Raw genomic sequence first — 19,675 nt, forward strand, 5'->3', positions numbered from 1 at the left:
CGAGAAGCTCATGCGACGCGCAGCTCCAATGAGAGCTGCTGGCGATCCAATTGATCGGCGGCTGCCCGATTGATCCATAGCCCCTCTGTACGAGGCGAGTTACGGTGTGCGCGGGCGGCGACCTGCTCGCAGCGCCATTCGGGCAGCAGCTCGTCATAGAGCGGGTGCGGATACCCTGAGATGACGATCATTGCCGAAGATGCGTTGCATGCGTCGCATAATGTCCGGTGATCCTCGGCGGTCAGTTCATACTGATAAGTATGATACCGCTCTCCGGACTTCCGCGATTTGGTGGACCACGTGTCGGGCAGATATGGCGGATCGAGGTAGATGAGCGCCTTGGGATCATCGTAGCGCGCGATAAGATCCAGCGCCGGCAGCTGCTCGATGACAACGCCGCGCAGTCGGTCCACGACGGCCGCCAACGCATCGGGCAGATCCGCCCACTCGCCGGCCACGTTGGTGCTGGCCATAATCCCGTTCGTGCGGAAACCCGTCGGACGGTCCATCCGCGCGCCGCCGGTGCCGTGCGCCAAATGCGATCGAACGATCGTGCGACGTGCGCGCTCGATCGGATCGCAGGTCGGTTCAAACGCCGGCAGATATTCGGCTCGCGCATAGGGAGTGAGCCGCAGTTGGCGCAAAAGCTCGGTCGCGTCGGCCGAGCGGAGAACTGAAAACAGGTTCACCAGCTCGCCGTCTAGATCATTATAAACCTCGTTATAGGCGCGCGGCTTCCGCAGCAGCACCGACGCTGCGCCGCCGAACGGCTCGACATAGATTTCGTGGGCTCGGAAATGCCCGATTATCCATTCCGCAAGGCGGTACTTGCCGCCCAACCAGCGCAACACAGGCCGCTCGATCGTCAGCATGCCGCTTTCCAATCAAGCCAGCCCAGAGCAGGTGCGCCGGAATGGCCGCGCTCCCAAACGAACCATGCGAAGGCGATCACGCCGCCACCCTGTTCGTCGGGACCGGCGAGCCGGCCGCGCGCGATTGGCACGCGGCGCGACATGATCCAGACTCGAGCAAGCGGCGTCGTCGGAAACCAGCGGCCGCGATCTTGCCCTTCGAGGAAGGCCAATCGCAGGAAGAGCGCGACCTTTCCCGTGGTCAGCTGCAGCGCGCGATCCACGAACTGGCTGGCCCAGCGGAACGGCGGGTTGGTGACGATGTTCGGCGCTCGCGGCGCCCACTCCATCAGGAAATCGCGCCCGCCTTCGCCATAACCACGGTCGATCAGGTCGGTGCTGATCACCGTGTGGCCGGCAGCCTCCAGCACGCGCGACATGGCGCCGTCACCGCATGCCGGCTCCCATATCGGCCCGTCGAATCGCTCGACCGCCAGGAGTGCCGTCGTTGCGGCAGGCCACGTCGGATAGAAGTCATGCGTCTCGCGGTTGGCGGGATCGTCCCGCTGCCCGCGCGCGAACGCCTTGCCGGCGGCCGCTGAGGGCGCGCTCATGCCGCCCTCCGCTCGATGCGGGAAAGCTGGCGCTTGAACCGATCGATCTCAGTCGAGGTCAACTCGCGCTGGCGCGACGACTGCTCGATCTGCGCCACGCGATTGCGATCGGCCGCCAGATGAAGCGGCTGGTCGCCGGGAAAAGCGACCCGCTCCAACACGACGAACCCGCGGATCAGCGACGTGCTGGTGGTGAAGGCGAAGTCAGAAGCCTTGGTGCGCGCATAATGCGCTGCGGCGTTGCTGACGCTGGCCTGCGCCAGGTAGGGCTGACGCCCGTTAAGCGCGACGACCAAGCGATCGCCGACCTCGAGTTGCCCGAAGTCGTATTTGCGCGGGCGGCCCATCAGCGGGCACCGACCGGGGGCACCGCGGTGCTGGCGCCCGTTTCCTTGACCGTGATGATGCGCGCGCCCGAGGCTGCATCGACGATGCGGCTCTCGATAAAGCCCGCATCGACCAGCTTCTGCAGCTGGTAGCTGGCGTTGATGACCCCGGCCAAGCGTGCCAGCACTCGGTTCTGCGGGCACGGCTGCCGGGTTCGGGCGCAACGTCGGATGACGCTCATCACGCGCGCCATGTCGCCATCGAGACGCATACGGGTCTGGCGTGGATCGCGGCCGACCGCGGCACGGGCGGGGCGAAGCCGCTGCATCCGATATTCGATCATGCCGTTGGGCAAGCGCTTCTGAGCCAGGGCGACATAGCCAAGGGCTTGCAGCTTGCGGGCACGGGCCGCGCCCGACGATCGCGGCGGCAAATGCCAGCCGACCGAATAGACCAGCTGCTCGCCCGCCTTGGCGGTCCCGCACCAATCGCGGATTGCCGAAGCGTCCAGCGTGAAGCTCTCATATGCCGGCATCGCCCCCGCGATCATCGGCGCCGTTCCCCCCATCATCGTCATGCCGTCTCCGCCCGTGCGATCAGCTGATCGAGCGACCGGCGCGCATCGCGCAGGAACGGGAGGATCGCGCGCAGCTCGGCGTCGGTCGTTTCCACGCCGCCATCGCTGGCCGGATGCTGGGTCGCGATGATGTGGTGCAGCGTTTCGGACAGCTTCAGCGGGGCATTCAATGACGTCAGGCTGCAGATCTCGCGCGGGATGCCGCGCGTGCCGCCGAGCGCGTAGAACGGGTCGATCGATCCCGGCCCGAACTCATATTCGATGTTCGCCAGCGTTACGGGGTTGAGGCAGCCACGCTCCGTCCGCACGTTTTTCACCGTCTCGGATGCGCAGCTGATCCGGTCGGCCAGCTCGCGATCGTTCAGTAAGTGCACGGACTGGATGCCCAGGACGATGCACTTTGTGGCTGCCCGGTAAGCCTTTGGGGTCGGACGACCCAGCCGGGGGAATACGTTACCGGTCATTGCGGGGTAGCACTCCCGAAATGATCGGTCCGCATGATCCGCGCGTATCTGCCGCCAGCGAGCGAGCTATGGTCGCCATCTACGCGGCCTCCTGCCGGGAGTCGGCCTCGCCCAAGCCGATCAGAAGAGCGCGGGCCTCCGATGGGATCGTGCAGTTCGGCCAATTCACCTCGTTGGACAGGTGAACGGTGAAGCGCTCCAGTGTCGCGACCGTGCACGTTGCGCCGGCGGCGAGACGGTCGAACAGCTTGCCGTCATTCGCGACGACCGTAGCCAGCCGCGAAGTGCTACGGCCAGTTGCCGTCGCCCACACCGTCGCCAGCTGCATCAATTTATCGATGAGGGTCAAAGCCATCTCCGCCGTGTCGCGGGCAGAAATGCGGGCAATTGCCCTCACCTGTCAACGGGAAATTTCCCGCAACCGGCTTCTTGCGATCTGCGGGATAATGCCCGCATGAAGGTCGATCCAAGAGATATCGCTACGCGCGCGGCAGAGCTGGCCATCCAGCGCAGGCTTACCGAGCGCGAAGCGTCGATCGATGCGAGCGGCAAGCCGGATCTCATTCGCGACATGAGGCGCGGTCGCATGCCCAGCAGCGATCGGCTTAGCGCGCTCGCCGCGACGCTTGGAACGACCGTCGATTTCCTCATGGGAACAACAACATCGTCTCTGCCTGCCAACGGCGCCGACACGACGCCTGATCTCGAACGGCTCCCGCTTGACGTTCCCGTCTATGGAACAGCATTAGGTGCCGACCTATCTGTGCGGGACGGCGAAGAAGTGTTCGAGATCGAGCAGACGATTATTGAACTCACGGAGATTATCGACCGCGTGCGACGACTTCCGGGTATTGCCGGAGATAAGGATGCGTACAGCCTGACCGTCGTCGGTAACTCCATGTCGCCGCGATACGATGATGGCGACCCGATTTATATTTCGACGCGCCGGCAGGCCGCCATCGGCGATTACGTCGTCGTACAGGTCAAGAATGGTGCATCAGACGAGGTTGTCTCAGCGCTGGTGAAGAAGCTGGTTGGCCGCTCGTCGACCCATCTTGAGCTTGAGCAATTCAATCCGCCTCTGCGGTTTCGGCTGGAGCGGAATCGGGTCGCACGCATTCATCGCGTTCTGACGCCGCGAGAGCTGGCGGGCAGATAACGCGGGCAATTGCCCGCATTCTCTCTTGACACGGGCAATTGCCCGCATATTTTGTGCCCCGTTCACAACGGAGGCACCGATGCCACGCACCAAGCTCGCACCCGCCGTCCAGCCGCTCAAGCAGATCGACGACGAGCATTTCGATCGCTGGCGCGCCGCGCGCACTCACAATGCGGCGTCGGTGGTCGGCTATACGCCGGTCGCTCGCCTCTATGACGACTTTTGCACGTGGGCATCGCATGAGATCGGCCCTGATTACGTCGCCGAGGAAGCGGCCTTCATCCGCGCGCTAAATGAAGCGCCGAAGCCGCTCATCAAGGTCGAATATCTCCGCGTGCGCGAAGCCTTCCAGCGGCCGGGCAACGCCAACTGTGCCAGCCTCACGCTGGCCGAGCCCGTGCGGGTGGCAGCGTGATGCCGCCGCTCCCCTTCCCGCCGCAGATCCACGCCGCAACGTGCGACTGCACCAAGTGCCGCCATCCCGCCGATCGCCCCGGCCTCGGCCGTGGAGCCGGCCTTGCCCTGCTCAGCGCGCTGATCGTGATCGGCCTGTTCCATGCGTGGTTTGCGTGAGCGGCGTCCTACAGCCTTGGGTGGGCAACCTCTCACTCATGCAGCAGACCGTGCTGTTGACTGCCATCCGCGGCCCCGATGACCTGCCGAAGTATGGCTCACCGAAGATGCTGCTTCGCTGGTATCGGCGATGCATCCTTCTCTCGGCCATGGATCAGCGCGTGCTGGCGGATCCGATGGAAGATTGCGGCGGATCCTTCACCGGGCCGAGTATCCCGAGGTCGGTCTTGATCATGAAGGCGACCCAGCGGTTCGATGCGCAGACCAACTATTGGGCCGACGAGGTCGTCGGTGCCGAATATGAGAAGCTGACGGCTGAGCGGAACGCGATCTGTGAATGGTCGGTCGAACGCGCCGCGCTGGATCAGGAAGACGAGGACGGCTGGGAGCCGCTTATGCACGAGATCGCCGGGGAATACCTGCGCGAGCTCGATGCGATTCCACATCACTTCCAGCTGCATCTCATACACGCCGCCGAGATCGTAGGATACAAGCACCCCGATCGCCGCATTCGCGGCTGGTGGCGCCAAACCTACGAGCGCCTCGTCCACGACATGCACCTCTGGCCCGAGACCGAGGAGCAGCTGGACAGCCGCCTTGGCGACGATCGCGGTCAGTGGCTCGCTCGCAACGACGTGGCGACGGTCGACTGAACCATGATCGGCGACGCGCCCTTGTACGCTTTCGATCACGACCGGCTGCTGAAGGCGGCCGCGCGCGTGGTCGCCGAGCGCGAGGCGGGATATCCGCAACTCGTCACCGAGGGGAAGCTGACCGAGCAGGCGGCTGCGGACGGGATCCGCGCGGCGAGGGCAATTGCGGCCGATTGGCAGCGCATCGTCGATCTCGGCGCCGGTCGCGCCGCCGAGCCGCTCGATAACAGCGCCACCCGCGAGGAGAAGCGCGCCGTGCTGGTGCATGTGGCTGGCCGCTGCCAGCGCAAGCTGCAGGCGACGCGCGATGCCCTCCACCGCGCGCTGAACGACGATTGCCTGCGAGCGATCGAGGCGGACGTGATGACCCGCGAGGCCCTCCACGAAGCGTGGAAGCGGCGGTGGCCGGGCTATGATCTGGGCGAGATCGGCCTGTTCCTGGCCGCTGAGCAGCGCGCATGGGCAGCCGACGCCATGCTCTGGCATATTGATCTCACGCCGAGCGCGATGTTCTATGCCGAATTGAACGCCGAATGGCGCGCCGGTCGACGTGCGAGCGAGGCGGCTTAATGTCCGGTGCCACCGCACCCGCGCAATCGCCCGCTGGGCCGTCGAGCCGTCAAAGCGGGCATGATTGCCCCGAATGCGGCGCAGGCTTCCCGCTCGCGCATCCTCGGCAAATCTTCTGTAGCGACGCGCATCAGAAGGCATGGAAGGCGCGGACGCGCCGACGTGGCTATCAGCTCTATCCGTTCGCCATTGTCGCCCGCGCCACGCGGGAAGGCACGCGCGGTGACCGATCGACCGGCAGCCGGGCGAGCAAGGATGCGGACCAGCTGCGCGAGCGCTGGAAGGACGAAGACGCCACCAAGAAGCGGATGACACCCGCCGCCTACCTCGCCCTCCGCTACCGCCTTGGGTTCGACCGGCCGTGAACGCACCCGCGCGCCTCGGCAAGACCGCCTATCCCGGCAAGGTCGCGATCAAGCATGCGATCGAGGCGGCTCGCTCGCTGGGGATTGACGTGGCCGGCATCGAGATCTCACCTGACGGCACGATCCGCATTATGGAGGCGCGCGCCGTGCCGAAGCCTGCCGACTCGCTGTACGATCAGCTGAAAGCCGCCGGTCAGCTGTGATCGAGGGGCTGCACTTCGTGCGCGTTGCGGCGACGGCCAGCAGGCCGATTCGCTGGTACGTCTATGCCTGGCGCGGCGGCCCGAGGATCATGACGTGGGACGGGCCGGTGAAGCCGAAGCTGACGAAAGATGCACTGGCCGCCTACGCCGCCGCGACCGAGGGCGCGACCAAGGCCAAGGGCGACACGCTCACCGCTGCGATCATCGGCTGGCGCGGCCGGGCGGGCGAGCCCGATTCGGCCAGCCCCGAATGGAAGAAGCTCGCCGAGAATACGAAGCGCGTATGGGGGCTCGCGCTCGACCAGATCGACGCGAAGTGGGGCAAGCACCCGATCAAGCTGTGGAACGATCCGCGGATGGTTGCCGACGTGGTCGGCTGGCGCGACGCGCGCGCCAAGACCCCGCGCGCGGCCGACATCGGCATCACCGTGCTGGCCCAGCTGCTCCAGTGGTGCAGGTTGCGGGCGAAGGTCACGATCAACGTGGCCGCCGACATTCCGACCCTCTACGCCGGTGCCGACCGCGCCGAGATCATCTGGACCGACGACGATCTGGCGCGGTTCAAGGCGGCAGCCGACAAGGAGAACCGACCGCGCGTCTACGACGCGATCCGCCTAGCGACGCTCACGGGCTTCCGCCGGGCCGACCTTGCCGCTGTCACGTTCGACGAGGTGAGCGACCACGCGATCATCCGCGTCGCGCTGAAGAAGAGCCGCGGCCGGCGCCGTCGAGCCGTGATCCCGATGATCCCCGAACTGGCGAAGCTGATCGAGGAGCTGCGCGCCCTGCCCCGCAATCCGGGCGTAAACACGCTGCTCGTCAACAGCCGGGGGCGATCGTGGACGCCCGGCAGCCTCGGCGCCGCCGTCGACCAGATCCGCAACGAGGCCAAGATCTTCCAGCCGGGCAGCGCTGAGCTGGGCGTGCCCGATCGGCCGAAGCACCTTCACGACTGCCGCGGCACGTTCGTAACGAAGCTATGTCGGGCCGGCCTTACCGACCGCGAGATAGCGGATGCCGCAGCCTGGTCGCCGCAGTCCGTTGCCACGATCCGCAAATTCTACGTTGACGACGCGGCCGTGGTCGTGGCGCTCAGTAAGCGGATGCGACGAGTCCTTTGACTAGAGCGGCGCACCAAATCACCAGACGTCGGGTAGCGCCGCTGCAACAGCTTTAAAAACCGGCGGCGGAACAGCATTCCCTATTACTCGGTAACGCGAAGCAATTCCTTGTGTTTCAGGGAAACGGAGATCCCCGAAACCCTGTAGGCGGGCCGCCTCACGATAGGAAATCCGCCGAGCAGGAGCATCGCTTTCAAAGATCCACTTGTCTGTATGCACCCGCAAAAGCTTTGGGCTAGACGGGTGAAGCGGCGCGTGTCGGCTACTCGCGACTATCGTTTTGCTTTGCTCGTCCCAGCCACGATATCGATTTCGCGAAAGATAATACCAGTGGAAAGGCTGTACATCTATCTCGCCCTCGGGCCACGCCGGAAGATCCCCAATCGCATCTTTTATAGTCGGGCACTGAGGCAGACTTGATGGTTCTTCCCCAGGAAGTCGATGAGTTGGATGGGGAAACTCATATGTTTCTCCGAGGTCGCTACGGATTCCAACAAAAAATAGTCGCCGTCGCTCCTGCGCCACCCCAAAGTGGCGTGCATCGAGGATTGCCGAGCGAACACGATATCCGCTTGTTCTAAATCTGACGACTTGGTTCTGGAACAAATGGAAATTGTCCTCGCGCACCATGCCCGACACATTCTCTACGACAAAAGCTTTCGGCTTTATTAGTCGCAAGGCCCGCACAAATTCCCGATAAAGGAAATTTATATTTCGGTCAGGTTGGCGCACCCCCGCCTGGCTAAAGCCTTGGCATGGATAGCAACCGATCAATAGATCTGCCGATGGAAAATGCTTAATTTGCCGGATGTCTTTGAGAACGTACTCGGTTCCACCAAAATTCTCCGTGTAGAGATCCCGAGCATAGGCGAGTACGTCATTCGCCATTAGGACGTCAAAGCCGGCGGCGCGCAAACCGTCATCGGAACCGCCACATCCTGAAAATAATGATACAGCTGTTGGCATTTTTACCCCTCAAGGCTCTCCTTATAGAACCGGTGGCATAAGCCAATGATCTAAGCGGCAGCCGATGTGACGAGCAGTGCCATCGTTTCGAACAACGGCTGAAGCGCCACCACCCGCGGATCGAGGCTTGCTTCATGAGCAAACAGGGCGAGCCGGGCGCGGTCCAAGGTCCAACCCGCCTCTTTATGCGCAGCCATAAAATTACCGTCGGACATCATAAACGGGGTCGAAAAGCATCGGATGAACGGCACCTCCGTCACGGGGCGCATCCATCCTTCCAGCGGTTCAACGCGTAGATCATTGAATTTGGTCGGCCAGTCGTTCCCACACGCACATTGACCAACCACGTATAGTTGGCCAATGCGATTATCGACAGATGGCCTCCAGATGACAAAGTCCAACCCGCCGTCTCCACCGATGCCCGGTTTCGGTGGATACCGCGGGTCAGGATCCCAACGCCATTCCCGACCGCCGGCCGATATCTCGCTGAGCTTCAATATGCACTGTCTGAACGTCGTTCCATTCGCTTTCTCGCGCGGATGCCCGGTGTGCAAATGCTGCCAGTTATCGCCGAGATGCAGCTGGATCAGCAATGCAACGACACGCTCGAATGACCTAGGCAATTGAACAAATGGTTTTTTCGTCAAGCTGGGCGTCATACAGATCGACAAAAGATATTCATAAAACTTGTTATTTGTCGGCGTGTACGTCAACGTACCGCCGGTTAGACTAAAGGGATAAGCCCCTTTTAGCAGGAGCGCACGTCTCTGCAATTCATTCGTGACGGCACCAACCTCATCATCGAGCGCTACATCCTGCGCGCTCCAATGTTGGCCTCCTTCGTCGCCAGTCTCCAAATCTTCCAGTTCACCGGAAAGCACCTCGTCGTAAACCCCAGCGTCGGCTACAGCCGAGCCGGTCAAGATCGCTTGCGATTCCGTCTGATCCGCATTTGTCATTACGCGCTGAAGTTCATGGCGCACACTAAAGATGTCGTTAGTCATCCGCAGGATTCACTATTGTGCGGAGCTGATTTTCTATGGCTTGTGCAGTTCGCCGCGCTGCGACAGCGGCCGGGGTATGTGAAATGGCAACGTCTTCCGCTACCGGCTGCTCTGATAAGCCAGAAAGTATCTCGCCTTGGATCCGGCGGATCTCAGCAAAACCCTGTCGCAAGCGTTCGTCAATTGGACGCGACACCCTGGTAATTGCTTCAACGGACATGCCCTGCTCAAGCAAGGCAACCTTGTCTGGGCTAGCTAGCACGGCAGCCAAATCGCCGAGTTGCCGCGAGTCGGAGACGGCGGAATTCTGGCCCCTACTATTGTCTCCGAACATCGCTCTGCACAAAAGCCCGGCGTTATCAAGCCGTTCCGCGGGTACTGGATCAGGTACTGGCGCACCTTCCGGAAGCGAAAGAAAGACCCGAGTGGTTAGGTAACCTAGTATGGTGTACACCCAAGAAAATGGATACGCAGTCACACTGCCTCGGCCCGAGCGGACACTGTTTTTTGGACTGAACTTTCCTGCTCGCTCTACCTGATTTATAAAATAGTAGCCTTCCAGGAGACGGGATACGGTCTGATTACGGTCTCCCACCATCTGTGAGACCTCGGACACCGAAAGCGAGGCCGTGCGTACTACTTCAGCTACCCAAGCGGCCTTGGCATAGCTATCCCAAGGCGAAGAAGCGGAAATGTGCCGCACACCGAGATACGAAAGCAGCTCTCTCGTCTGCTCATGCTCTTCGAAAACAATAACCGGTATCGGATCGATCGGTTTTTTTCCGTGCGCCAGCCAAGTGCCTCTCGCTTGCTCGCCGAGCAGCGACTGATCGACGGCACGCGCATCTCCAGCCAGTACTAGGCAAGCCGCCAGTCGTCGGTTGCCTTCCATGATCGTGATCCGCCCGCTGGCCTGGCGGCGACCGACCAAGGGCTCAGCTTGGAAGAAGCCGTTCACTGCCAGAGAGCTGAGCACATCTCCAACACCGAAGATCTGCACGATTCGGTTCAAAATGTCCCGCTGAGTAGCGTCCGAGCCGGAACGTCCCCCAAACCGCGGGTTGCTCGGATCGAGGTCCAGCCCAGTCAACGTGATCATGCTTGAGACCCGTTCCGGCGCGGGCGTCGGCGAGGGATTGATAGTTGAATTTGGCGCCGTCATTGGCGATCCGTAGCGTGATCAGGGATCAGCCGCCACCCTTCCTGCACGAGGTGCAGCATCGCCTGAAAGCGCTCAACCTCTGGAGACGCAGCGCGAGGTTGACGACTCCCTATGCAAGGTGGCAGTTTGGCCTTGAAGCAGATCTTGTAAAATGGACTGTAAAATGACGCAGCGGCCTCTCCGCTAAGTCATTGGAAATGCGGGTATAGCTCAATGGTAGAGCGGTAGCCTTCCAAGCTTCATACGCGGGTTCGATTCCCGCTACCCGCTCCACCCCCGACACGCTGCGCGCGACCCTTCCCTTCCCTGAACCAAGCACCTATATCGGCCCTGCCGGGTTGGCCCGGATATGGCGATAAAGTGCATGATGTTTGGCGCAGCGGACCCGGGGGCGGTACCCGGCGGCTCCACCAAAACCCGCTCTTCGGGGCGGGCTTTGACGGGGCCGAACTAGGATCGACGTGTGTACGGGCTTCTTGTTTTCGCCCGGGCTGAGTAACCCGTTCAAGGCTCAAAACCACAAGTGCCAACGACAACGAGGCGCTCGCGATTGCCGCGTAATCAAGGCCTAACGGCTTAGATTACAAGGCTTGAACGCGGTTCGGGCCGCACCGGGCAACAGAAGCGGATTCCGGCGGTACGGGGAGCACCGAGCAACAGAAGCTCCCCACTTTCCTCGATCATGCGACTATGGCGCGGCGACAGAGCGCGTCCCTTTTCGTCATGCCCGACATGTTCCGGCATCCACCCATCTGCACGCGCGGCATCTGCGGCGACGTGGACCCCGGAACAAGTCCGGGGTGACCGGGCTATGGGCGCGCGCGCTGCGGAGGCCACACAACGATCGTCATTCCCGCGCAGACGGGAATCCATTGAGCGCGGCGGCGCCTGGATCGTGAAAGCTGGCACGAATAGATTCCCGCCTTCGCGGGAATGACGAAGCTATAAGTGGGCGAGGCCCTCAGGCCGGGAGGGGCTGGCCCTCGGCCTTCTTGCGGTTGTGCGCGTCGATCGCTTCCAGCACGATCTGGCGGGCCTCTTCCGCATCGCCCCAATTGCCGATGCGCACCCACTTCTCGGATTCGAGATCCTTATAGTGGGTGAAGAAATGCTCGATCTGCGCCATCACGATCGACGGCAGATCGGTGCGCTCGCCGACATCGGCATAATAAGGGAAGGTGGTGTCGACCGGCACGCAGACCAGTTTCTCGTCGCCGCCGGCCTCGTCTTCCAGCTTCAGCACCGCGATCGGGCGGGCGCGCACGACGCAGCCCGGAATGAACGGCGAGCGGGCGATCACCAGCGCGTCGAGCGGATCGCCGTCGGGCGAGAGCGTGTGCGGCACGAAGCCGTAATTGGCGGGGTAGCGCATCGGCGTGTGCAGGATGCGATCGACGAACAATGCGCCCGACGCCTTGTCGAACTCATATTTGACCGGCTCTCCACCGACCGGAACCTCGATGACGACATTGAGGTCGAAGGGCGGATTCTTGCCGACCGGCACGAGTTCGATGTTCATGCCGCCTCGATATAATGTCCGACATGGCCGCGCAAGCCGCTGCCGCATGTGCGAAAAGGTTAACCCGGCTCCTCGCCGCCATATTTCAGTTCGAGATAGCGCCCCTGGGTGGCCAGCTTCTGCAGATCGCCCGCCGCCAGATCGGCGCTGATCCGCGCGAGTTGCTCGTCGACCACGCCGAGCCCGTCGGCAAGCTGGCGGTCGGGCGGCGGCCCGTCGCGCGCACCGCCGCGCAGCGCGGTCGGCACGCGCCGATAGCCCTCGATCAGTTCGGGCAGTTCGATGCTCAGCAGCTTGCGCACCTCGGCGGCGACGGGTTCGCGCGCATCGAGCGCGACGAGCTGCGGCGCCAGCGCCTCCAGTCGCACGCCGATGCCGTCGACCAGCCGCGCCGCCGGTGCGGGCAAAGCCGCGCGCTGGTCCTGCAGCCACGCCTCGGTCCGCTGCGGCAGCAACGGCAGGTCGCTCTGCGCCAGCGTCTGCGGCGTTTCGGCGGGCGTGCGCGACAGCAGCAGGATCGCCACCCACGCCACCGCCATCGCCACTAACGCAGCGAGGAAACCGAACTGGCCGATCGGGCCCACCAGCAGCCCCCACAGGATCGCCACCGCGATCACCGCTGCCATCGCCGCCGCCAGCCGCCGCGCCGTCTTCATGCGCGCGGTGAAGCGGCGCTGGCGCGCGCGGGCCGCCAGCCGCCGCCCCTCGGGCGAGACGCGTTGCAGCAGGGCCTCGGCATCGGCCACGATCCGGGAGGGGTCGGCCATCAGACCGGCTTGAACGGATCTTCGGGCGCGCTCGTCCCGCCGGCGAGGCGCGCCTGCGCCGCCCCCTCGGCGCGGGCGATGTAGCCGCGCGACTTCTCGACCTCGCTCGAAAGGCTGTCGACCGTCTGCTTCATCGAATCGAGCGCCTTCAGCTTGAACGTGTCGACCGCGTCCATCGTGTCGTAGATGTTCTGGAACGCACGGCGCAGCGTCTCCAGCGGAATGGTCGAGGCGGCCGCTTGCTCGTGAATCTGCGCGGTCTGGGTGCGCAGCAGGTTGCCGGTCGAATCGATGATGTTGGCGGTCGTCGTGTTGAGCGCGGTGATCTGCTGCAGCACCAGTTTCTGGTTGGTCAGCGCCTGCGCGACCGTCACGGCGGTGCGCAACGCCGCGACGGTGGTGGTCGATGCGCGATCGACCCCCTTCACCAGCTCGACATTGTTCTTCTTGACCAGATCGAGCGCGAGATAGCCCTGCACCGACACCGCCATCTGCGTCAGCAGATCCTGGCTGCGCTGGCGGATGTAGAACAAAGCGCTCTCGCGGATCGCCTTGGCCTTGGCGGGATCGCTCCCTTCCAGCTCCAGCGCCTTGCCCTCCAGCCGCGCGTCGAGCGCCTTGGAGACGTGGATCATCTGCTCCAGCCGGCCCATCGCCGCCCACAAAGTCTGCCGCTCGACGTCGATCGCGGCATTGTCCTTGATGAGCTCGTCCTTGCCGTTGGCGAGGCTCGACAGGATCGAGGCGATGTGGGTCTGCGCCGACTTGTAGCTGTCGAAATAGTTGCGCATTTTGTTGCCGAACGGGATCATGCCGAACAATTTCTTCGGCGCGGTCAGGCCGCCGCGCTTGCCGGGATCGAGATCCTCGATCGTGCGGCGCAGCGCGGCCAAATCGGCGCCGACGCCGGTCTCGCTGTCCATCGCCCGCACCGGCCGATCGAGGAAGCGGTTGGACTGTCCGGCGGCCTCGGCGATCTCGCGTCGGCCCATATTGCCGATCTGGTCGACCTTCTTGCCGAATTCGGGGCTGTTGGCGTCGAGCGCGGCCAGCTCCTCGACGAAGGCGTCGGCCTTGGCATCGAGCGCGCTCTGCTGCTCCTCCTTCAGCGGCACCAGCCCGGCCGCCCGCGATGTCGCGACCGGAGCCACCGGCGCCGGCGGGGTGAGCACCAGATCGGACTGAGTGTCGGTCGTGGTCGTGGCCAAGTCTCGTCTCCAGCGGTCGCCGGCAAAGATGGCGCGAACCGCTGTCTTATTCAAGCGAGACAGTCCGCCGCACAAACGTGGTTAACCGATTCCGCGCTGCGGCAAATTTACACTGCGATGCGACGAACCGAGAAACCATAAGGAACAGGAGGGAGTTAGCGTGAGCGCAGGTTAACATTCATTAATCCGTGCACCCCCAGCACGGTCGATGGATGTGCCTTGCTGTCAGAGAAGGACACTTGATGACGCGTTCCATGTACCTCGCCGCCCTCGCTACCGCCGCCACCCTCGCCGGCACGGCGCAGGCCAGCTCCATCAGCTATACCAATGGTGACACGATCGCATTCACCAGCGGTTCGGCCAGCATCAACGGTTCCTCCATCTATGCACCGGTTTCGCAGACCGACGTCTTCACGTTCGATGCGACCGCCGGAAGCGTGTTTTCGGGCACGATCTCGACCCATCTGCTGCGCGCAGATGCCGACGATCCCTCGTCGATGGTCCTCTCGAACCTCGATTTCACCTCGGTCACCCTGACCAACCCGTCGGGCACGAGCACGTCTTACGCCATTCCGGGCGCCAGCCCCGACGAGACGGTCGCGCTGCCGACCAGCGTTCTCGCCGCGGCCGGCCTGTACACGCTCTCGATCGCCTACAACGTCACCGCGGCGAGCGCAGCCAATTCGGCGACGTACGATGGCGGCCTCCACCTCTCGACCGGTGCCGTGCCCGAAGTCGCCACCTGGGCGATGTTCGTGGTCGCGTTCGGCATGGTCGGCGGCAGCGTGCGTCGCCGCAAGACGGTCGTCGCCTTCGCCTGAACCAAGCCCCGATAACGGGCTGCGAAAGGCCGGCGGGACCACCCCGCCGGCCTTTTTGGCGCGTGTGGTTGCTGCGCTGCGGGGGATCGGCTAAGGCGCCGCGATCCATCGCTCCAGTATAAACGGAAACCCATGCGCCTCCGCAATGTGGCCATCATCGCGCACGTCGATCATGGCAAGACGACGCTCGTCGACCAACTCTTCCGCCAGTCCGGCACGTTCCGCGACAACCAGCGCATCGAAGAGCGGGCGATGGACTCGAACGACCTGGAGAAGGAGCGTGGCATCACGATCCTCGCCAAGCCGACCTCGGTCGAGTGGGAAGCGCCGGATGGCGTGAAGACCCGCATCAACATCGTCGACACGCCCGGCCACGCCGATTTCGGCGGCGAGGTGGAGCGCATCCTCTCGATGGTCGATGGCGTGATCCTGCTGGTCGATTCGTCCGAAGGCGCGATGCCGCAGACCAAGTTCGTGACCGGCAAGGCGCTGAAGCTGGGCCTGCGTCCGATCGTGGTGGTCAACAAGGTCGATCGCCCCGACGAGCGCATCCAGGAAGTGCTGGACGAGGTGTTCGACCTGTTCGTCAGCCTCGAGGCGACCGACGAGCAGCTCGACTTCCCGGTCCTCTACGCATCGGGGCGCAACGGCTATGCGAACGAGGATCCGACGCTGCGCGAAGGCACGCTGATCCCGCTGTTCCAGAAGATCGTCGATCATGTGCCGGCGCCGAGCGCGGACCCGGACGGCCCGTTCAAGTTCCTCGTGACCCTGCTGGATCGCGACAATTTCCTCGGCCGCATCCTGACCGGGCTGGTCTTCTCGGGTTCGGTCAAGACCAACCAGCAGATCCACGCGCTGGATAATGACGGCAACATCGTCGAGACCGGCCGCGCCTCCAAGATCCTGACCTTCCGCGGCCTCGAGCGGGTGCCGACCGAGGAGGCCAATGCCGGCGACATCATCTCGATCGCGGGCCTGACCACCGCGACCGTGTCCAACACGATCTGCGACCCGACCGTGACCGAGCCGCTGCACGCGCAGCCGATCGATCCGCCGACGCTGTCGATGCGCTTCGCCGTCAACGATTCACCGATGGCGGGCCGCGAGGGCACCAAGGTGACGAGCCGCATGATCCGCGACCGTCTCGCCCGCGAGGCCGAATCGAACGTCGCCGTGAAGGTGACCGAGAGCGCCGACAAGGACAGCTTCGAAGTGGCCGGCCGCGGCGAACTCCAGCTCGGCGTGCTGATCGAGACGATGCGCCGCGAGGGCTTCGAGCTGTCGATCAGCCGCCCGCGCGTGCTGTTCGGCGAGGACGAGGACGGCAAGAAGACCGAGCCGTACGAGACCGTCGTGATCGACGTCGACGAGGAATATTCGGGCACGGTCGTCGAGAAGATGAACCTGCGCAAGGCCGAGATGACCGACATGCGCCCGTCGGGCGGCGGCAAGACCCGCATCACCTTCTCGGCACCGTCGCGCGGCCTGATCGGCTATCATGGCGAATTCCTGTCCGACACGCGCGGCACCGGCATCATGAACCGGCTGTTCGAGAAGTACGGCCCGCACAAGGGCACGATCGAGGGCCGCAAGAACGGCGTGCTGATCTCGAACGGCGCCGGCGAGGCCCAGTCCTACGCGCTCGGCCCGCTCGAGGAGCGCGGTATCCTGTTCGTGGCGCATGGCGAGGCCCTGTATGAGGGCATGATCATCGGCGAGAATGCCAAGACGGATGACCTCGAGGTCAATCCGATGAAGGCCAAGCAGCTGACCAACTTCCGCGCCTCGGGCGGCAAGGACGATGCGATCCGGCTGACCCCGCCGAAGCGGATGACGCTGGAGCAGGCGATCGCCTATATCGACGATGACGAGCTGGTCGAAGTGACGCCGAAGAACATCCGCCTGCGCAAGCGCTACCTCGACCCGAACGAGCGCAAGCGCATGAGCCGCTCCAAGGCGGCCTGAGCCAAAGGGGGCGGGGCGGCGCGGCCGCCCCACCCAACCACCACGTCATGCCAGCGCAGGCTGGCATCTCCCGCGGCGGAGAGCGACGCCCAGCCCCATCGAGACCCCAGCCTTCGCTGGGGTGACGGAAGAGGGCTAAGCCCGCATCACGGATGCCCCGACTGTCACCCCGGCGAGGGCCGGGGTCCAGGACGCGCAACGGGAGAAACGGCGCGCTACCCCGTCAGCGTCCCGCCACCTGGATCCCGGCCTTCGCCGGGATGACGCCGTGACGGCCGGCCAGCCAAGCCCGCCCGCCCCGCCTCAGACGTCGAGGTTCGCCACCGACAGCGCATTGTCCTGGATGAACTCGCGGCGCGGTTCGACCACGTCGCCCATCAGGCGGGTGAAGATCTCGTCGGCCACGTCGGCCTGCGCCACCTCGACCTGCAGCATCGAGCGCGCGAGCGGATCGAGCGTCGTCTCCCACAATTGCTCGGCATTCATTTCGCCGAGGCCCTTGTAGCGCGCGATCGCCGTGCCCTTGCGCCCGGCGGTGAGCACCGCCTCCAGCAGCTCGGACGGGCGTGCGATGCGCTTGACGCTCTTGGCGTCGGTCGCGGGCTCGTCATCGCCCTCTTCGGTCGGCTCGGGGCGGCCGATCGGCACCAGCCGCGCCACGGCGGCATAGCTCTCGGCCTCTTCGGTCGCGAGCGTGTGCAGCTTGCGCGCCTCGGCCGAGTGGATGAACGCCGCGTCGATCACATGATGATCGGTCACGCCGCGCCACAGCCGGCGGGCATGATAGCCGCCCTCCTCGGTCGCGGCGACGGTCCAGCGCGCCTCGCTGTCGGCGCGGCCGAGCCAGCCGGCGACCTGCTCGGCCTTGGCGGCGCGATCGGCCAGCGCCGGGTCGAGCGCCCCGACCAGGGCCAGCGCCTCGACCACCTGCCAGTCGTAGCGGCGCGGCACATAGGCCATCAGCCGCGCCATGCGCTGCGCATGATCGACCAAGGCGCGCAGATCGTTGCCCGATCGCGCCCCGCCCGCCGTCTCCAGCATCACTGTCGAGAGCCCGCCGCGCAGCAGATAGTCGTCGAGCGCGGCCTGATCCTTGAGATAATGGTCCTGCCGGCTCTTCGTCACCTTGAACAAGGGCGGCTGGGCGATGAACAGATGCCCGCGGGTGATGATCTCCGGCATGTGCCGGTAGAAGAAGGTCAGCAGCAGGGTGCGGATGTGCGCGCCGTCCACGTCGGCGTCCGTCATGATGACGATCTTGTGGTAGCGCAGTTTCTCGATGTTGAAGTCGTCGCGGCCGATGCCGGTGCCCATCGCCTGGATCAAAGTGCCGACCTCGCGCGACGACAGCATCCGATCGAAGCGCGCGCGCTCGACGTTGAGGATCTTGCCCTTGAGCGGCAGGATCGCCTGGATGTTGCGGTCGCGCCCCTGCTTGGCGGAGCCGCCGGCCGAATCACCCTCGACCAGGAACAGCTCGCACTTGGCCGGATCGCGCTCCTGACAGTCGGCGAGCTTGCCGGGCAGGCTGGCAATGTCCATCACGCCCTTGCGCCGCGTCAGCTCGCGCGCCTTCTTGGCGGCCTCGCGCGCGGCGGCGGCGTCGATCACCTTGTGGACGATCGACTTGGCGTGGCCGGGATTCTCCTCCAGCCACTCGGCCAGTTTGTCGGCCATCAGGCTTTCGAGCGGCGCGCGCACCTCGGACGAGACGAGCTTGTCCTTGGTCTGGCTGCTGAACTTGGGATCGGGCAGCTTGACCGAGACGATCGCGGTCAGCCCCTCGCGCATGTCGTCGCCGGTGAGGGAGATCTTCTCCTTCTTCAGCGCGCCCGATTTCTCCGCATAATTGTTGATCGTGCGGGTCAGCGCCGCGCGGAACGCGGCGAGGTGCGTGCCGCCGTCGCGCTGCGGGATGTTGTTGGTGAAGCAGAGGACCTGCTCGTAATAGCTGTCGTTCCACTCCAGCGCGACGTCGATGCCGACATCGTCGCGCTGGCCGTTGATCGCCACCGGCTCGGGCATCAGCGGGGTCTTGGCGCGATCGAGATATTTCACGAAGGCGGCGATCCCGCCCTCGTAGAACAGTTCGACCTCCTTCTTCTCGGCGTGGCGCGCATCGATCAGGAACAGCCGCACGCCCGAATTGAGGAACGCCAGCTCGCGATAGCGATGCTCGAGGCTCTCGAAATTGAACTCGGTGATCTTGAACGTCTCGGCCGAGGGCAGGAAGGTCACGCGCGTGCCCTTCTTGCCGTTCGACGGTCCGACCAGCCGGAGCGGCGCCACCGCATCGCCGCGCTCGAAGCGCATGTGATGCTCCTCGCCGTCGCGCCAGATGTTGAGCTCGAGATAGTCGCTGAGCGCGTTGACCACCGACACGCCGACGCCGTGCAGGCCGCCCGACACCTTGTAGGCGTTGCCGTCGTCGGCATTGTCGAACTTACCGCCGGCGTGGAGCTGGGTCATGATGACCTCGGCGGCCGACACGCCCTCCTCGGGGTGGATGCCGGTCGGGATGCCGCGGCCATTGTCCTCGACCGACACCGAACCGTCGGGATTGAGCTGGATCAGCACCCGGTCGCAATGGCCGGCCAGCGCCTCGTCGATCGCATTGTCGCTGACCTCGAACACCATGTGGTGAAGGCCCGACCCGTCGTCGGTATCGCCGATATACATGCCGGGCCGCTTGCGCACCGCGTCCAGGCCCTTCAGCACCTTGATCGAGGAGGCGCCATATTCGTTGGTCTCAGGGGTATCTGCCATGCCGAGCATATAGGGAT

23 protein-coding genes, 1 tRNA gene and 1 other RNA gene are annotated in these 19,675 nt (G+C 64.2%); 12 read left to right on the forward strand and 13 right to left on the reverse strand.

Going from position 1 to position 19,675, the window contains the following annotated elements; translation table 11 throughout:
• Nucleotides 1-8 precede the first annotated feature (8 nt).
• The 6 genes from K8P63_RS19070 to K8P63_RS19095 all read right to left on the reverse strand — a co-directional run bounded on the left by K8P63_RS19070 (nucleotide 9) and on the right by K8P63_RS19095 (nucleotide 3,182).
• Nucleotides 9-872, reverse strand: a complete 864-nt coding sequence (locus K8P63_RS19070; protein ID WP_223797556.1) for a DNA adenine methylase — start codon at nucleotides 870-872, stop codon at nucleotides 9-11.
• The gene (locus K8P63_RS19075; protein ID WP_223797557.1) at nucleotides 866-1,465 is read right to left on the reverse strand and encodes a hypothetical protein; all 600 of its coding nucleotides are present in this window, start codon (nucleotides 1,463-1,465) and stop codon (nucleotides 866-868) included. Before K8P63_RS19075 ends, K8P63_RS19070 begins: the two co-directional genes overlap by 7 nt.
• A complete protein-coding gene (locus K8P63_RS19080) occupies nucleotides 1,462-1,812 on the reverse strand; it encodes a hypothetical protein (RefSeq protein WP_223797388.1) in 351 nt (116 codons plus the stop codon). The genes K8P63_RS19075 and K8P63_RS19080 overlap by 4 nt, the downstream gene beginning before the upstream one ends.
• Entirely contained in the window at nucleotides 1,812-2,369 is a 558-nt protein-coding gene (locus K8P63_RS19085) for a hypothetical protein (protein WP_223797558.1), read from the reverse strand. Before K8P63_RS19085 ends, K8P63_RS19080 begins: the two co-directional genes overlap by 1 nt.
• On the reverse strand, nucleotides 2,366-2,743 hold the full coding sequence (locus tag K8P63_RS19090; RefSeq protein WP_223797559.1) for a hypothetical protein: 378 nt from the start codon (nucleotides 2,741-2,743) through the stop codon (nucleotides 2,366-2,368). The genes K8P63_RS19085 and K8P63_RS19090 overlap by 4 nt, the downstream gene beginning before the upstream one ends.
• Before the next feature lie 169 nt (nucleotides 2,744-2,912).
• Nucleotides 2,913-3,182, reverse strand: coding sequence for a hypothetical protein (locus K8P63_RS19095; RefSeq protein WP_223797560.1), 270 nt, complete (start codon nucleotides 3,180-3,182; stop codon nucleotides 2,913-2,915).
• Between the two features lie 105 nt (nucleotides 3,183-3,287).
• Between K8P63_RS19095 and K8P63_RS19100 the strand changes: the two genes are divergently transcribed.
• From K8P63_RS19100 to K8P63_RS19135, 8 genes are all read left to right on the forward strand, one after another.
• Nucleotides 3,288-3,992 carry a S24 family peptidase gene (locus K8P63_RS19100; RefSeq protein ID WP_223797561.1) on the forward strand — a complete coding sequence of 235 codons (705 nt, stop codon included), beginning with the start codon at nucleotides 3,288-3,290 and terminating at the stop codon, nucleotides 3,990-3,992.
• Nucleotides 3,993-4,071: 79 nt separating this feature from the next.
• On the forward strand, nucleotides 4,072-4,407 hold the full coding sequence (locus tag K8P63_RS19105) for a hypothetical protein (RefSeq protein WP_223797562.1): 336 nt from the start codon (nucleotides 4,072-4,074) through the stop codon (nucleotides 4,405-4,407).
• The gene (locus K8P63_RS19110; protein WP_223797563.1) at nucleotides 4,407-4,565 is read left to right on the forward strand and encodes a hypothetical protein; all 159 of its coding nucleotides are present in this window, start codon (nucleotides 4,407-4,409) and stop codon (nucleotides 4,563-4,565) included. The genes K8P63_RS19105 and K8P63_RS19110 overlap by 1 nt, the downstream gene beginning before the upstream one ends.
• Before the next feature lie 38 nt (nucleotides 4,566-4,603).
• Nucleotides 4,604-5,218, forward strand: a complete 615-nt coding sequence (locus K8P63_RS19115; RefSeq protein ID WP_223797564.1) for a hypothetical protein — start codon at nucleotides 4,604-4,606, stop codon at nucleotides 5,216-5,218.
• Between the two features lie 3 nt (nucleotides 5,219-5,221).
• Nucleotides 5,222-5,788 carry a hypothetical protein gene (locus tag K8P63_RS19120; RefSeq protein WP_223797565.1) on the forward strand — a complete coding sequence of 189 codons (567 nt, stop codon included), beginning with the start codon at nucleotides 5,222-5,224 and terminating at the stop codon, nucleotides 5,786-5,788.
• A complete protein-coding gene (locus tag K8P63_RS19125; protein ID WP_223797566.1) occupies nucleotides 5,788-6,153 on the forward strand; it encodes a hypothetical protein in 366 nt (121 codons plus the stop codon). Before K8P63_RS19120 ends, K8P63_RS19125 begins: the two co-directional genes overlap by 1 nt.
• Entirely contained in the window at nucleotides 6,150-6,356 is a 207-nt protein-coding gene (locus tag K8P63_RS19130) for a hypothetical protein (protein ID WP_223797567.1), read from the forward strand. The genes K8P63_RS19125 and K8P63_RS19130 overlap by 4 nt, the downstream gene beginning before the upstream one ends.
• Complete coding sequence (locus K8P63_RS19135; RefSeq protein WP_223797568.1) at nucleotides 6,353-7,477, forward strand: tyrosine-type recombinase/integrase; 1,125 nt, start codon at nucleotides 6,353-6,355, stop codon at nucleotides 7,475-7,477. The genes K8P63_RS19130 and K8P63_RS19135 overlap by 4 nt, the downstream gene beginning before the upstream one ends.
• An 18-nt stretch (nucleotides 7,478-7,495) precedes the next feature.
• Here K8P63_RS19135 and K8P63_RS19140 read toward each other — a convergent pair whose 3' ends face one another.
• From K8P63_RS19140 to K8P63_RS19150, 3 genes are read right to left on the reverse strand one after another with little or no spacing between them, the layout of a single operon-like run.
• Nucleotides 7,496-8,443 carry a DNA cytosine methyltransferase gene (locus tag K8P63_RS19140; protein ID WP_223797569.1) on the reverse strand — a complete coding sequence of 316 codons (948 nt, stop codon included), beginning with the start codon at nucleotides 8,441-8,443 and terminating at the stop codon, nucleotides 7,496-7,498.
• 50 nt (nucleotides 8,444-8,493) lie between these two features.
• A complete protein-coding gene (locus K8P63_RS19145; RefSeq protein ID WP_223797570.1) occupies nucleotides 8,494-9,447 on the reverse strand; it encodes a hypothetical protein in 954 nt (317 codons plus the stop codon).
• Nucleotides 9,440-10,609: a ParB N-terminal domain-containing protein gene (locus tag K8P63_RS19150; RefSeq protein ID WP_223797571.1), complete on the reverse strand. Its 1,170-nt coding sequence runs from the start codon at nucleotides 10,607-10,609 to the stop codon at nucleotides 9,440-9,442. Before K8P63_RS19150 ends, K8P63_RS19145 begins: the two co-directional genes overlap by 8 nt.
• A gap of 199 nt (nucleotides 10,610-10,808) precedes the next feature.
• Between K8P63_RS19150 and K8P63_RS19155 the strand changes: the two genes are divergently transcribed.
• Nucleotides 10,809-10,882, forward strand: a tRNA-Gly gene (locus K8P63_RS19155).
• A gap of 20 nt (nucleotides 10,883-10,902) precedes the next feature.
• Nucleotides 10,903-11,242, forward strand: a transfer-messenger RNA (tmRNA) gene (gene ssrA / locus K8P63_RS19160).
• 328 nt (nucleotides 11,243-11,570) lie between these two features.
• Here the strand turns inward: ssrA and ppa are convergent.
• The 3 genes from ppa to K8P63_RS19175 are packed head-to-tail and all read right to left on the reverse strand — an operon-like array spanning nucleotide 11,571 to nucleotide 14,103.
• Nucleotides 11,571-12,128: an inorganic diphosphatase gene (gene ppa, locus K8P63_RS19165; protein WP_223797572.1), complete on the reverse strand. Its 558-nt coding sequence runs from the start codon at nucleotides 12,126-12,128 to the stop codon at nucleotides 11,571-11,573.
• A 59-nt stretch (nucleotides 12,129-12,187) separates the two neighbouring features.
• A complete protein-coding gene (locus tag K8P63_RS19170) occupies nucleotides 12,188-12,895 on the reverse strand; it encodes a hypothetical protein (protein ID WP_223797573.1) in 708 nt (235 codons plus the stop codon).
• A complete protein-coding gene (locus tag K8P63_RS19175) occupies nucleotides 12,895-14,103 on the reverse strand; it encodes a toxic anion resistance protein (RefSeq protein ID WP_223797574.1) in 1,209 nt (402 codons plus the stop codon). The genes K8P63_RS19170 and K8P63_RS19175 overlap by 1 nt, the downstream gene beginning before the upstream one ends.
• Nucleotides 14,104-14,345: 242 nt before the next feature.
• Here K8P63_RS19175 and K8P63_RS19180 point away from each other — a divergent pair, with 242 nt between their 5' ends.
• Nucleotides 14,346-14,924, forward strand: coding sequence for an FxDxF family PEP-CTERM protein (locus K8P63_RS19180; protein ID WP_223797575.1), 579 nt, complete (start codon nucleotides 14,346-14,348; stop codon nucleotides 14,922-14,924).
• Between the two features lie 132 nt (nucleotides 14,925-15,056).
• On the forward strand, nucleotides 15,057-16,892 hold the full coding sequence (gene typA, locus K8P63_RS19185) for a translational GTPase TypA (protein WP_223797576.1): 1,836 nt from the start codon (nucleotides 15,057-15,059) through the stop codon (nucleotides 16,890-16,892).
• Between the two features lie 303 nt (nucleotides 16,893-17,195).
• Here the strand turns inward: typA and gyrB are convergent, their stop codons facing one another.
• On the reverse strand, nucleotides 17,196-19,658 hold the full coding sequence (gene gyrB, locus K8P63_RS19190; protein WP_223797577.1) for a DNA topoisomerase (ATP-hydrolyzing) subunit B: 2,463 nt from the start codon (nucleotides 19,656-19,658) through the stop codon (nucleotides 17,196-17,198).
• Nucleotides 19,659-19,675 lie beyond the last annotated feature (17 nt).

Origin of the sequence: Sphingomonas nostoxanthinifaciens (assembly GCF_019930585.1) — a bacterium.
Lineage (GTDB): Bacteria > Pseudomonadota > Alphaproteobacteria > Sphingomonadales > Sphingomonadaceae > Sphingomonas_I > Sphingomonas_I nostoxanthinifaciens.